This window comes from Kitasatospora sp. NPDC056327 (assembly GCF_042261735.1).
Lineage (GTDB): Bacteria > Actinomycetota > Actinomycetes > Streptomycetales > Streptomycetaceae > Kitasatospora.
The window spans coordinates 1-13,632 of sequence record NZ_JBHJRC010000227.1 but is presented as its reverse complement, the minus strand read 5'-3'; the positions used below and the strand labels follow the sequence as shown (position 1 = coordinate 13,632).

The following is a 13,632-nucleotide window of genomic DNA, read 5'->3' as shown; positions in this document are numbered from 1 at the left end:
CACCCGGTCCACCCGCCGGCGGCTGCCGCTGTCACAGATCCGGCCGCTGTCCGGTCCTAGGGGACGACCGGGCGGCGCGACCGACCGCGCCGTCGACGTCTTCGGTCAACGCTCTTCACGAGGAGGACAGGATGAGCCGCGTCGACACCACACGCCCCGCCGCGCCGGGGTACGACGAGTTGGTTCCGTCGCGTTACGCGCTGAAGGTCGGCGACATCGACGTGCTGGTGATCAGCGACGGAGTGCTGCCGATCTCCCCGACCACGCTGGCCACCAACGCCGCCGAGGCCGAGCTGACCGCCTGGCTCGGTGAGATGTTCCTGCCGAAGGAGCTGATCGACTGGCCGCTGAACGTGGCCGTGGTGCGCAGCGGCGGCCGGACCGTCCTCGTGGACTCCGGACTGGGGACGGAGTTTCCGGGCTTCCCGCGGGCCGGGCAGCTGGCCGCGCGGCTGGACGCCGCCGGGATCGACCCGGCGTCCGTGACCGACGTGGTGCTCACCCACCTGCACATGGACCACATCGGCGGGCTGCTCGTCGAGGGGCTGCGGGGCCGGCTGCGGCAGGACCTTCGGGTCCACCTGGCGTCGGCCGAGGCCGAGTTCTGGGCGGCGCCGGACTTCTCCCGGACCGACATGCCGGCCCCGGTGCCGGACGTGCTCCGGACCACCGCCGCGCGGTTCCTGGAGGTGTACCGCGGCCAGTTGCGGCCGTTCGAGCGGGAGTACGAGGTGGCGCCGGGCGTCCTGATCCGCCGTACCGGCGGGCACACCCCCGGCCACAGCATCGTGCGCCTGGAGTCCGGCAGCGACCGGCTGACGTTCGCGGGCGACGCCGTGTTCCAGTGCGGGTTCGACAAGCCCGAGTGGCACAACGGCTTCGACCACGACCCCGAGGAGTCGACCCGGGTCCGGATCCGCCTGCTGAGGGAACTGGCCTCGACCGGCGAGCAGTTGGTGGCCACCCACCTGCCCTTCCCGTCCGTCTGCCACGTGGCGGACGCCGGCAGCGGCACCTTCCGCTTCGTGCCGGTCGTCTGGGACCACTGACCGGACGCCGGGCGGGCACCGGTCCGTCGGCCGCTGCCCGCCCGGCCACCCCGGCCACCCCATCACCCCGCCGTTCCCGCCGTTCCCGTCCCGAGACCGCGAAGGACCCCGACCCGTGCCCGCGATCCTGATCCACGGCGTTCCCGACACCCACCGCGTGTGGGACGGCGTGCGCCGGCATCTCACCCGGACCGATGTGGAGGCCTGGGACCTGCCGGGCTTCGGCGCCCCGCGCCCGCCCGGCTTCCGCTCCACCAAGGAGGAGTACGTCGACTGGCTCGTGGACCGGCTGGAGCGGTTCGGTGAGCCGGTCGACCTGGTCGGCCACGACTGGGGCTGCATCCTCACCGCCCGGGTCGCCTCCGTGCGGCCCGACCTGGTCCGCACCTGGGCCGGTGGCAACGGCCCGGTCGACGCGGGCTACGCGTGGCATCCGCTCGCGAGGACCTGGCAACACCCCGTCGAGGGCGAGCGCTTCATGCGCGACCTGGAACCCGGCGCCTTCGCCCGTGACCTGACGGCCGGGTTCGACGTCCCGCCCGGCCCCGCCGGGGAGACGGCCCGCCGGGTGGACGGCCCCATGAAGGACAGCATCCTCCGGCTCTACCGCTCCGCCGTGACCGTGGGCGCGGAGTGGGAGCCGGACCTGGCCCGGGTGACGGCGCCCTGCCTGGTCCTCTGGGGCGTGCGCGATCCCGCCTGTCCCGTCCGCTCCGGCGAGCGGCTCGCGCGTTCGCTGCGCGCGCCCGGCGTCGTGCGGCTCGACTGCAACCACTGGCCGCTGCTGCAGCGGCCGGCCGAGGTCGCCGCGGCCGTCGAGGCGCACTGGACGGCACACCCGGCACCGGGCGGCTGAGCCGCGCCGGCCGTCCGGCCGTCACCGGTCAGCGGCTGTCCGGCCGTCACCGGCCGCCGCCGGACCGGTTTTTGTACGGTCCGTGCGAGCTGATGCATGATGGGGGCGACCCGGGCTGATCGGGGTCCTGACCTCGGACTGCATGGTGGTGGTGGATGGCGGGCGGCGCTCCTCGGCGCGGGCTGCGCGGACGGCGTGGTGAGTGCGGGGCGCTGGACCGGGTGATCGCCGCGGCCCGGGAGGGCCGGGGGCAGGTGCTCGTGCTGCGCGGCGAGCCGGGCGTCGGCAAGTCGGCGCTGGCCGAGTACCTGGCCGGCGCCGCGACCGGCTGCCGGGTCCTGCGGGCCGTCGGCGTCGAGTCCGAGATGGAACTCGCCTACGCCGGGCTGCACCAGCTGTGCGCGCCCCTGATGGGCGGAATCGACCGCATCCCCGGTCCCCAACGCGACGCCCTGTCGGTCGCGTTCGGCCTGAGCGCCGGGAGCGGCGCGAACACCGGAGGCGCCGGGAGCGCGGCGGACGCGGGCAGCGGCGGCCGTGCGCCGGACCGCTTCCTGGTCGGCCTCGCGGTGCTCAGCCTGCTGGCCGAGGCCGCCGAGGAGCGGCCGCTCGTCTGCGTGGTGGACGACGCCCAGTGGCTCGACCGGGTCTCCGCCCAGACGCTGGCCTTCGTCGCACGCCGGCTGCTCGCGGAGCGGGTGGCGCTGGTGTTCGCGGCCCGCGCCGCGGAGCCCGCCGCGGGCGGCGACCTCTTCGGGGGCCTGCCCGAGCTGGTGGTGCGGGGGCTGGGCGAGGACGACGCGCGGGCGCTGCTCGAATCGGTGGTGCCCGGCCGGCTGGACGAGCGGGTCCGGGACCGGATCGTCGCCGAGACCCGCGGCAACCCGCTCGCCCTGCTGGAGCTCACCAGGGGTCTGACGGCGGCGGAGCTGGCCGGCGGCTTCGGGCGGCCGGACGCCCGCCCGCTGGCGAGCCAGATCGAGCAGAGCTACCTGCGGCGGATCGGATCGCTGCCCGCCGCGGCGCAGCGGCTGCTGCTGGCCGCCGCCGCCGAGCCGGTGGGGGACGTGCCGCTGCTGCGCCGGGTCGCCGAACGGCTGGACATAGACGCCGACGCCGCGGGCGCGGTGGAGGCGGCGGGACTGATCGAGTTCGGTGCCCGGGTGCGCTTCCGCCACCCGCTGGTGCGCTCGGCGGCCTACCGCGCCGCCGACCCCACGGTCCGCCGGGACGTGCACCGCGCGCTGGCCGAGGCGACGGATCCGGTGTTCGACGCGGACCGCCGGGCCTGGCACCGGGCGCACGCCGCGGTCGAGCCCGAGGAGGCCCTGGCGAGCGCGCTGGAGCGGTCCGCCGACCGGGCCCAGGCCCGTGGCGGGATGGCGGCGGCGGCCGCGTTCCTGCGCCGGGCGGCCGAACTGACGCCGGATCCGCTCCGGCGCGGGACCAGGGCGCTCGCCGCCGCGCAGGCCGCGTTCGACTCGGGGTCCCCCGACGCCGCCCTCGAACTCCTCGCCGCCGCCCGGCTGAGCCCGCTGGACGAGGCGCAGCACGCCCGGCTGAGCCGGCTCCGCGCGCAGGTCGTGCTCGCCCGCCGGCGCGGCGGCGAGGCGCTGCCCCTGCTGCTCGACGCGGCCGGCCGGCTGGTGCGGGCCGGTGACCCGCACGGGCCGGAGGCGTACCTCGACGCCATCGGTGCGGCGGTCTTCGCCGGGCGTCTGCACGACGGCACCGGTGTGCGGGAGGTCGCCGAGGCCGCCCGCGGCGCACTGCCCGGGACGCGGCCCGGGAGGGCGACCGACCTGCTGCTCGGTGGCCTGGTGGCCTGGTTCGCGGACGGCGCCGGGGCGGGCGGCCCGTTGCTGAGGACCGCCCTGGAGGCGTTCGGGGCGGCCGACGGCGGCGGGGACGGGGGCGACGACGCCGCGCGCTGGCTCTGGCTGACCTGGCTGGTCGCCGGCGAGCTGTGGGACGACGGGACCTGGCACCGCCTCAGTGAGCACGCGGTCGGCTCGGCCCGGGAGAGCGGCGCCCTCGGCGTGCTTCCGCTGGCGCTCGGATACCGGGCGGCCCTGGCCGTGCACACCGGCCGGTTCGACCTCGCGGCGGCGCTCGTCGACGAGTCCGCCACGCTCATCGAGGTGACCGGCAACGCGCCGATGGCGTACCCCGCGCTGCTGCTCTTGGCCTGGCGCGGCGAGGGCGCGCACGTCGCGCAGGCGATCCGCGGCGGTGCCGCGGAAGCGACCTCGTGGGGCGAAGGACGGGCGATCGGCGGTGAGCACTACCTGCTCACGGTGCTGTACAACGGCCTCGGCCGCTACCGGGAAGCCCTCGACGAGGCCGAACGGGCCGTCGAGTTCGACGACCTGGCCCTCGTCGGCTTCGCCCTCGCCGAACTGGTCGAGGCGGCTGTCCGCTCCGGTGCTCCCGGGGCGGCCGCGGCGCCCCTGCGTCGGCTGGAGGAGCGCGCCGGGGCCGCCGGCACGGACTGGGCACTCGGCACGCTGGCCCGGTCGCGGGCGCTGCTCAGCGAGGGCCCGGTCGCCGACCGGCTGTACCGGGAGGCCCTGGAACGGCTCGGCCGCGGCCGGATCGCCGTCCAACTGGCCCGCACCCACCTGCTGTACGGCGAGTGGCTGCGCCGGGAGAACCGGCGCTCCGAGGCGCGGGGGCAACTGCGCACCGCCCACGGGATGCTGAGGGGCTTCGGGGCGGTCGCCTTCGCCGAACGCGCCCGCCGGGAGCTCCTGGCCACCGGCGAGACGGTGCGGCCGCGCCGGCCGGAGGCGGCCGGCGCGCGCGAGGCGCTGACCGCCCAGGAGGGGCAGATCGCCCGGCTGGCCGCCGACGGGCTGACCAACTCCGAGATCGGCGCCGAACTGTTCATCAGCCCCCGTACCGTCGAATGGCACCTCGGCAAGGTGTTCAGCAAGCTCGACGTCAGATCGCGCAACAAGCTGCGCGGCGCGCTCGCCGGCGCCTGACGCCGGAGCGCCCGGCCACCCCGGCCCCCGCGCACCCGGGTCGCCCCCGGTCGCCCCGGGGGGCCGGGCGGACCCGGGGGTGCACCGGGGTTTCCCCGGGCGTGGGAAGGCCGCCCCGCACGGCAGAGTGGTCCCCGCGGCGCCGACCGGTGCCGTGCGCGGACCCGGCACCGCCGGTGGCGGCACCGGGTCCCGCCGGACGTGACGGCCCGTCGGGACCGGTGCCCGGGCCAGGGGGCCGGGGCCCGGGTACCGGGGAGCGAAGGGAAGGGCGGCCAGCTCATGACGCGCGAGCCGATTCTGGGGCGGAGCCGTGAATGCGGGACGCTCGACGCACTGCTCGACGCGGTGCGCGGCGGCGAGAGCCGCGCACTGGTCCTCCGCGGCGAACCGGGCGTGGGGAAGACCAGACTGCTCGAACACCTGACCACCCGGGCCGGGGGGTTCCGGGTGGCCCGCGTCACGGGCGTCCAGTCGGAGATGGAGCTGCCCTACGCCGGGCTGCACCAGCTGTGCGCGCCCATGACGGACCGGCTCGACCGGCTCCCGCCCGGGCAGCGCGACGCCGTCCGCGGCGCCCTCGGTCTGGGCCCGGCCCACGCCCCCAACGGCTTCCTGGTCTCCCTCGGCACCCTCGGCCTGCTGTCCGAGGTCGCCCGGGACCGGCCCCTGCTGTGCGTCGTGGACGACGCGCAGTGGCTGGACCGCGCGTCGATGCAGACCCTGGCGTTCACGGCGCGGCGCCTGCTCGCCGAGTCGGTGGCCCTGGTGTTCGCGGTCCGGGTGCCCGAGGAGGACCCGCCGAGCGGCACCGAACCCGTCGGCCTCCCGGAGCTGCCGGTCGGGGGGCTGTCGGACCGCGACGCGCGGGCGCTGCTGCGCACCGTCCTGCCGGGCCTGTGGGACGAGCGGGTGATCCAGCGCCTGCTCGCCGATTCCCGGGGCAATCCGCTGGCGCTGCTGGAACTGCCCAACACGGCCGCGCCGGCCGGCCCGGCCGACGGCTTCGGCCTGCCCCGCACCCGGCCGGTCGGCGACCGGATCGAGCGGGCGTACGGCCGGAGGGTCGGCGCACTCCCCGGCCGGGCCCGGGAGTTCCTGCTGGTCGCCGCGGTGGAGCCGACCGGTGATCCGGCGTTGCTGCGGCGCGCGGCGGAGCACCTGGGGCTCACCGCCGGAGCCGCTGGGGAGGCGGTGGCGGCGGGTCTGGTCACCATCGGCGAGCGGGTGAGGTTCTTCCACCCGATGGTCCGCTCGGCCGTCTACTGGGGGGCCTCGGCGCAGGAGCGGCGCCGCACCCACCGCGCGCTGGCGGAGGTCACGGACCCCGCCGCCGACCCCGACCGCCGGGCCTGGCACGCGGCGCACGGCGCGACCGGCCCCGACGAGCCGGTCGCGGCCGAACTCGAACGCTCGGCCGGGCGGGCCGAGGCCCGGGGCGGGGTCGCCGCCGCGGCGGTGCTGCTGGCCCGGGCGGTCGAGCTGACTCCCGATCCGGCCCGCCGCCAGGACCGGGCGCTGGCCGCCGCCCGTGCCACCCACGAGGCGGGCGACCCGGGGCTCGCCCTGCGGCTGCTGTCCGTCGCCGGGGAGCGGCCCCTCGACGAGCGCCGCCGCGGCGAGGTGGAACTGGCCCGGGCCCGGATCGCCTTCACCACGGACCGGGGCAGCGAGGCGCCCGGCCTGCTGCTCAGGGCCGCCGCCCGGCTGGCGCCGTACGACGCCGCGCTCGCCCGGGACACCTACCTGGAGGTCGTCAACGCGGCGATCTTCGCGGGCCCCCCGGCCCACGACGACGGCCAGTACGAGGCGGCGCGGGCGGCCCGGGCGATCCCCGCCCCGTGCCCGCCCCGCCCCGCGGACCTGCTGCTCGACGGCCTCGCGACCCGGATCATCGACGGCCACGCCGCCGCCGTGCCCGCGCTGCGGCGGGCCCTGCGCGCCTTCGCCGGGCCGGACCTCTCCCCGGAGGAGGGGCTGCGCTGGCTCTGGCTGATCTGCGTGACCGCCGTGGGGCTGTGGGACCACGAGACGATGTCCCTGCTCGGCGCCCGGCACCTCGGGCTCGCCCGCGACACCGGTCAGGCGACGGCGCTGCCGTTCGCGCTGACGATGCGGTGCGTGGTGCACGTCCTCGACGGCGAACTCGCCGAGGCCGCCTCGCTGGCGGAGGAGGTGCAGACCGTGGCCGAGGCCGTCGGCACGGCCGCCCCGATCTACGGCGCGCTGTTCGTCGCCGCCTGGCGGGGCGAGGAGGCGGAGTGCCTGGAACTGGGCGAACGGGCCGACGAGGGGGTGGAGCTGCGCGGCGAGGGCGTCGGACCGGTGGTCGGCCGGTGGGCGCGGGCCCTGCTCTACAACGGCCTCGGGCGGCACGGGGAGGCGGCCGAGGCGGCCGACCTGGCCGGCCGCGGGTACGGCGACCGGCTGGAGATGGGGATCCCGGTGTGGGCCCTCGTCGAGTACGTCGAGGCCACCGCCCGCGCCGGGGAACCTGATCGGGCCGCCGCCGCGCTCGCCGCCCTCACCGGGCTGACCCGGGCGAGCCGGACCGACTGGGCCTCGGGCATCGAGGCCCGCTCCCGCGCGCTGCTCGGCGAGGGCGCGCAGGCCGAGCGCCAGTACCGCCGGGCGATCGAGGCGCTCAGCCGCACTCGGCTGCGCGGCGAGTCGGCCCGCGCCCACCTCGTCTACGGCGAGTGGCTGAGCCGCGGCGGCCGCCGCCGGGAGGCCGCGGAACAGCTGCGCTTCGCCCACGGCCTGTTCACGGCCATGGAGATGCGGGGCTTCGCGGACCGCGCCGCACGGGAGCTGACGGCCCTCGGCGAGACGGTCGCCGAGGCGCCGGGCCGCACGGGGGGGCGACCTGACCCCGAAGGAGGCGCAGATCGCCGCGCTGGTGCGCGAGGGCCTCACCAACCCGGAGATCGGCGCGCGGCTCTTCCTCAGCCCGCGCACCGTCGAATGGCACCTGCGGAAGGTCTTCGGCAAGCTCGGCGTCACCTCCCGCAAGCAGGTGTGAGCCGGCCGGCCGGCACCCGGGCCCCGCCCGGCCGCCCGTCGAGCGCCGACCGGCACCGGACACCAGGCCCGGGCCCGGCCCCGGGCACCGGGCACCGGGCACCCGTAGGCCGACGGACAGAACGAACGGTGAGGCTCCCATGGACGGCGCGAGGCCCGGCACGACACTGCACGGGCGGCAGGCCGAGTGCGAGACCCTGGACGGGCTCGTGGCGACGGTGCGGGCGGGACACAGCTCGGTCCTGGTCCTGCGCGGCGAGGTGGGCATCGGCAAGACCGCCCTGCTCGGCCACGTGCGCGAAGGCGCCGCCGACTGCCGGGTCACCGCGGCGGCGGGCATCGAGTCAGAGATGGAGCTGGCCTTCGGCGGCCTGCACCAGCTCTGCGCCCCGTTCCTGGACCGCCTCGGCCGCCTCCCCGTCCCGCAGCGCGACGCACTGGCGACGGCGTTCGGCCTCACCGCCGCGCACCCGCCGGACCGGTTCCTGGTCGGTCTCGCCGTCCTCGGCCTGCTGGCCGACGCCGCCGAACGGGAGCCGGTGATCTGCGTCGTCGACGACGCCCAGTGGCTGGACGAGGTCTCCGCGCAGACCCTGGCCTTCGTCGCCCGGCGGCTGCTCGCCGAGCGGATCGGCCTGGTGCTCGCCGAACGCGAGCCCGCACCGGACGCCCCGGCGGAATCCGCCTTCACGGGCCTGCCGGGGTTCACCGTCGGGCGGCTGAGCGACGCCGACGCCCGCGCCCTGCTGGACTCGGTGATCCCGGGCCGGCTCGACGAACGGGTCCGCAACCGCATCGTCGCCGAGACCCGGGGCAACCCGCTCGCCCTGCTGGAACTGCCCCGGGGGCTGACCCCCGCCGAACTGGCGGGCGGCTTCGGCCGCCCCGACGCGCGGCCGCTGGCCGGCCGGATCGAGCAGAGCTTCCTGCGCCGGATCGGGGACCTGCCGCCCGGCACCCGGCGCCTGCTGCTCGTCGCGGCGGCCGAACCGATCGGGGACGTGGCCCTGCTGACCGAGGCCGCCGCCCTGCTGGGCATCGAGGAGCACGCCGCCTCCCCGGCCGAGGCCGCCGGCCTGATCACCATCGGGACCGGGGTGCGCTTCCGGCACCCAGTGGTCCGCTCGGCGGCCTACCGGGCCGCGACCGCCGAGGCCCGCCGGCAGGCGCACCGCGCGCTGGCCGACGCGACCGACCCCGTCACGGACCCCGACCGCCGGGCCTGGCACCTCGCCAACGCCACCGCCGGACCGGACGAGCAGGTCGCCGCGGAACTCGAACGCTCCGCCGGCCGGGCCCAGGCGCGCGGCGGGATCGCGGCGGCGGCCGCGTTCCTGGAACGGGCCGCGGAACTGACCCCCGACCCGGCCGAGCGCGGTGCCCGCGCCCTGGCGGCGGCCCACGCCAAGTACGAGGCCGGCGGCTACGACGCCGCCCGCGAACTGCTGGACGCCGCCTGCCTCGGCCCGCTGGACGAACACCGACTGGCCCGGGCCGAACTGCTGCGCGGGCGGATCGTGTTCGCCTCCACCAGCGCCGGCCGCGCCCTGCCGCTGCTCGTGCGGGCGGCCGCCCGCCTGGAACCGCTGGACGCCGCACTGGCCCGGCAGACCTACCGCGACGCGCTGCACGCCGCCCTCATCATCGACCGCCTGCCCAGCGGCGTCCGGCTGCGCGACATCGCCCGGGCGGCGCTCGCCGCACCGCCCGGACCTCCCCCGGACCGCCACGACCTGCTGCTCCGCGGCCTGGCCGTGATGGCCGTCGACGGCTACCGGGAAGGGGCACCCGTGGTCCTGCGCGCCCTCGCGGCGCTGCGCACCGAGGAGGTCACCCGGGAGGAGGGCCTCGGCTGGTTCCCGCTCGCCGCCCGGCTGGCGTTCGACGTCTGGGACTTCGAGAGCAACACGGCGCTCTCCTTCCGGCTGGTCGAACTGGCCCGCGCGGCGGGGGCGCTGTCGGTGCTGCCGCCGGCCCTCCTGCAGCTGGTGTCCAACCGCGTCCTGGCCGGCGAACTCGGCCACGCGGACGCCCTGATCGCCGAGGCCCGCGCGATCGGCGAGGCCACCGGGAGCCGCTACCTCGCCCACTACGTGTCGCTGGTGACCGAACCCTGGCGGGGCCGGGAGGCCGAACTGCTGGCGGCGGTCGACGCCATGACCCGGGACGCCGACCGCCACCAGGGCGGACCGGGCGGCACCCTCGCCGCGAGCGCCTGGGCGAAGGCCGTGCTCTACAACGGGCTCGGCCGCTACGAGGAGGCCTGGGAGGCGGCCGAGCGGGGCGCGGAGAACCTCCACGAACTCGGCCTCGCGATCAGGTCGACGGTCGAACTCGTCGAGGCCGCCGCCCGCAGCGGCCGGCCCGCCCGCGCCGCCGAGGCGGCCGAGCGGCTGGCGGACCTCGCGCGGGGGAGCGGCACCGACTGGGCGCTCGGCACCTCGGCCATGGTCCGGGCCCAGGTGGCCGGGGGAGCGGACGCCGAGGCCCTCTACCGGGAGGCGGTCGAGCGTCTGGGCCGCACCGGGGTCCGGATCACCCACGCCCGGGCGCACCTGCTCTACGGGGAGTGGCTGCGTCGGGAGAACCGCCGCACCGACGCCCGCGCGCACCTGGACACCGCCTACCGGACGCTGAGCAGGATCGGGGTCGAGGCCTTCGCCGAGCGTGCCTGGCGGGAGCTGCGGGCCACCGGCACGACGGCGCCCAGGCACACCCCCGGGGCGCGCACCGCGCTCACCGCCCAGGAGGCGCAGGTCGCGCGCCTGGCCGGCGGCGGGCTGACGAACCCCGAGATCGGCGCCCAGCTGTTCATCAGCCCGCACACGGTGGAGTGGCACCTGCGCAAGGTGTACGCGAAGCTCGGCGTCACCTCGCGCCGGCAGCTGGGCGGCGCACTCCTCGACGGGACGCCGGTCACGGGCTGACCCAGGGGGCTCCCCGGGGCGGCCCCAGGGTACGGGCCAGGCACTCTCCGGGGCGCCGGGGAGGGGGCCGCGGCGGGAGCGTGTTCACAGGGGCATCGACGGATGCCGCGTGTGAAACGGAGCCGTGGTGACCGTGCCGACCGACCTGACCGTGCCCACCCGCCGGACCGCAGTGACGGTCCGGACCGAGCCGACCCGCCGGACCGCAGTGACGGTCCGGACCGCACCGGCCGCGCCGACCGGGGCGCCCGCCGCCGTGCGCACCCTGGACGAGGCCGCGTCCGTCTTCGAGGGGCTGCGCTCGCGCCTGTTCGCCATCGCCTACCGGACGCTGGGCAGTGCGGCCGAGGCGGAGGACGTCGTCCAGGACGTGTGGCTGCGCTGGCAGGGCACCGACCGCACGGCCGTGCTGAGCCCGGCCGCCTTCCTGTCCCGCGCCACCGCCCGGCTGGCCATCAACGTGGCCCGGTCGGCCCGCTCGCGGCGGCAGACGTCCACCGGGTCCTGGGTGCCCGAACCCGTCGACCCCGCCGGTGACCCGGCGGCGGCGGTGCAGCGGGCGGAGGAGGTGGAGTCGGCGCTGCTCCTGGTGCTGGCGAAGCTGACGCCCACCGAGCGGGCGGTCTACCTCCTGCGCGAGGCCTTCGGCTACAGCTACGCCGACATCGCCGGGATGCTGCGGCTCAGCGTCGTCAACGCCCGGAAGATCACCAGCCGGGCCCGCCGGCACCTCGACGCCGGGCGGCGCGAGGCCGTGGACGCCGCGGAGCACCGGCGGCTGCTGGAGGTCTTCGTCGCGGCCTCCCGGACCGGGGACCTCGCCCCCCTGGAGTCGCTGCTCGTCCCGTCCGCCGCCGGGTAGGCGGCCGCGCGTCCCGTCCGGCGCCCCGCCGCGTCCGCCGCGCGTCCCCCGCCGCCCGGCGGGGGAGGGGTCAGGCGACGAGCCGGCTCCAGGTCCGGGCGTCGACCACGCCGTCGGCGGGCAGCGACGCCGAGCCCTGGAAGGACACCACCCCGGCGCGGGTGCCGGGCCCGAACGAGCCGTCGACCGCCACCGTGATCCCGCGGGCGACCAGCTGGCTCTGCACCGCGGTCACCGCGCTGCCCGAGGCCCCCTGCGCGAGCGGTGCCACCGCCTGGCTCCACGTCTGGTTGCCCGCGACGCCGTCCACCCCGGCGTTCACCGCCGTCTGGAACGCCGTGACGGCACTGCGGGTGGCGGGCCCGAAGGAGCCGTCCACCGTCAGCGAGGCGCCCCGCTGCACCAGCAGGTGCTGCAGCGTCCGGACCTTCTCGCCCGAGGCCCCGGCGGCCAGCACCGGCCACACCGGGCCGGCCGGGTCCCCGCCGATCTGCGCGGCGACGTCGGCGCGCAGTTGCGGGATCAGGGCGTGGAGGCGGTCGCCGGGGCACTCGGTGTTGTTGAAGTCGCGGTGTCCGTAGACCTGGTAGGCCCGCAGCCCGTACTGGCGGCAGACGTGGACGATCAGGCCGACCAGCGCCGCGTACTGCGCGCTCCGCGGGTCGACGGTGCTGTAGGTGCCCTCGTTCTCGATGCCGATCGCCACCGTGTTCTGTCCGGTGCAGTGGGCCGACTCCACGTGCTGGGTGCCGCCGAGCAGCGTGGCGAGGCTGCCGTGGCGGCCCTCGGTGATGTGGGCCCCGCGGCTGACGGTGAAGTGCTGGCCGGTGTCGATCCAGTGCTCGGTGTCCATCTGGTAGGTCTGCATCGCCCGGGCCAGCGAGAACGCGGCGGCCTGCGAGTAGTCCGTGACGTTGGCCGTGGCGGTGTGGTGCACGATCACCTTGTCCGGCACGCCCGCGAGCACGGTGACCGGGCTGCTCGCGGGCCGGGCGCCCCACGCGTCGGTGCCGGCGACGACCGGCCCGCCGGCCGCCCGTGCGGCGCCCGGGGTCAGGACCGGGGAGAGCAGCGCGCCGGTGCCGAGCGTCAACGCGCCGACGAGTACGGCACGGCGTCCGGGCAGGGAGGAGGTCGGGTCGGTGTGCATACGGGAACTCACCTGGTCCTCGGGAGGTCGGGAGGCGGAAAACCCCACCGCCCCCCTGCGTCCACCGACGACACGGAGGACAGCAGCAAGGCCCCCACCCTGGCCGCCGGAGTATCGCACGTCCCGCCCGGCGGCGGAACCACCGCTGATCAGCGCCGACCGGCCGGGCCGGTGCGCCGCTTCCCGGTGATCGGCCCGGTGGGCGTTCTAGACTCGACGCCGTGAGTGACGTACGTGAAATCCTGGACTATCCGACGTTCGGCCGAGCCGTGCGCGAACTGGCGCAGACCATCGCCGACGACGGGTACGAACCCGACCTCATCCTGAGCATCGCCCGCGGCGGCGTCTTCGTGGCGGGCGGTCTGGCGTACGCGCTGGACTGCAAGAACATCCACCTGGTGAACGTGGAGTTCTACACGGGGGTGGGCACCACCCTCGACATGCCCGTGATGCTGGCGCCCGTCCCCGAGGCGATCGACTTCACCGACAAGAAGGTCCTGATCGCCGACGACGTCGCCGACACGGGCAAGACCCTGAAGCTGGTCCGCGACTTCTGTCTCGGCCACGTGGCGGAGGTGCGGTCCGCCGTCATCTACGAGAAGCCGCACACCCTCGTGCGGTGCGAGTACGTGTGGAAGCGGACCGGCGACTGGATCAACTTCCCGTGGTCGACCGAGCGCCCGGTGGTCAGGCGCGCGGGCGGCGTGCCGGACGCGTGACCGCGTCCCCGTGACCGCGTCCCCCTGGCGCGGCGGTGCCCCGGGCCGGCCGGCCCGGGGC

7 protein-coding genes and 2 pseudogenes are annotated in these 13,632 nt (G+C 77.0%); 8 read left to right on the top strand and 1 reads right to left on the bottom strand.

Annotated features, from left to right (window positions below):
- Positions 1-131: 131 nt before the first annotated feature.
- From ACFCX4_RS26830 to ACFCX4_RS26800, 7 genes and pseudogenes are all read left to right on the top strand, one after another.
- A complete protein-coding gene (locus ACFCX4_RS26830) occupies positions 132-1,049 on the top strand; it encodes an MBL fold metallo-hydrolase (protein WP_376147388.1) in 918 nt (305 codons plus the stop codon).
- A 115-nt stretch (positions 1,050-1,164) separates the two neighbouring features.
- The gene (locus ACFCX4_RS26825) at positions 1,165-1,905 is read left to right on the top strand and encodes an alpha/beta fold hydrolase (RefSeq protein ID WP_376147385.1); all 741 of its coding nucleotides are present in this window, start codon (positions 1,165-1,167) and stop codon (positions 1,903-1,905) included.
- A 155-nt stretch (positions 1,906-2,060) separates the two neighbouring features.
- Positions 2,061-4,892, top strand: coding sequence for an AAA family ATPase (locus ACFCX4_RS26820; RefSeq protein ID WP_376147382.1), 2,832 nt, complete (start codon positions 2,061-2,063; stop codon positions 4,890-4,892).
- A 282-nt stretch (positions 4,893-5,174) separates the two neighbouring features.
- Positions 5,175-5,582 (top strand): annotated as a pseudogene (locus ACFCX4_RS26815) (AAA family ATPase); the annotation flags it as partial.
- Positions 5,583-7,791: 2,209 nt separating this feature from the next.
- Positions 7,792-7,914, top strand: a complete 123-nt coding sequence (locus ACFCX4_RS26810) for a helix-turn-helix transcriptional regulator (RefSeq protein ID WP_376147391.1) — start codon at positions 7,792-7,794, stop codon at positions 7,912-7,914.
- A 139-nt stretch (positions 7,915-8,053) separates the two neighbouring features.
- A complete protein-coding gene (locus tag ACFCX4_RS26805) occupies positions 8,054-10,840 on the top strand; it encodes an AAA family ATPase (RefSeq protein WP_376147380.1) in 2,787 nt (928 codons plus the stop codon).
- 256 nt (positions 10,841-11,096) lie between these two features.
- Positions 11,097-11,693 (top strand): annotated as a pseudogene (locus ACFCX4_RS26800) (sigma-70 family RNA polymerase sigma factor); the annotation flags it as partial.
- 79 nt (positions 11,694-11,772) lie between these two features.
- Here ACFCX4_RS26800 and ACFCX4_RS26795 read toward each other — a convergent pair.
- Positions 11,773-12,852, bottom strand: coding sequence for an N-acetylmuramoyl-L-alanine amidase (locus ACFCX4_RS26795; protein ID WP_376147377.1), 1,080 nt, complete (start codon positions 12,850-12,852; stop codon positions 11,773-11,775).
- Between the two features lie 221 nt (positions 12,853-13,073).
- Between ACFCX4_RS26795 and ACFCX4_RS26790 the strand changes: the two genes are divergently transcribed.
- A complete protein-coding gene (locus ACFCX4_RS26790; RefSeq protein ID WP_376147374.1) occupies positions 13,074-13,571 on the top strand; it encodes a phosphoribosyltransferase in 498 nt (165 codons plus the stop codon).
- Positions 13,572-13,632 lie beyond the last annotated feature (61 nt).

Excerpts from the sequence above, each read along its gene's own strand:
- ACFCX4_RS26830 (WP_376147388.1), top strand. The coding sequence starts at position 132 with ATGAGCCGCGTCGACACCACACGCCCCGCCGCGCCGGGGTACGACGAG.
- ACFCX4_RS26820 (WP_376147382.1), top strand. The coding sequence starts at position 2,061 with ATGGCGGGCGGCGCTCCTCGGCGCGGGCTGCGCGGACGGCGTGGTGAG.
- ACFCX4_RS26805 (WP_376147380.1), top strand. The coding sequence starts at position 8,054 with ATGGACGGCGCGAGGCCCGGCACGACACTGCACGGGCGGCAGGCCGAG.
- ACFCX4_RS26795 (WP_376147377.1), bottom strand. The coding sequence starts at position 12,852 with ATGCACACCGACCCGACCTCCTCCCTGCCCGGACGCCGTGCCGTACTC.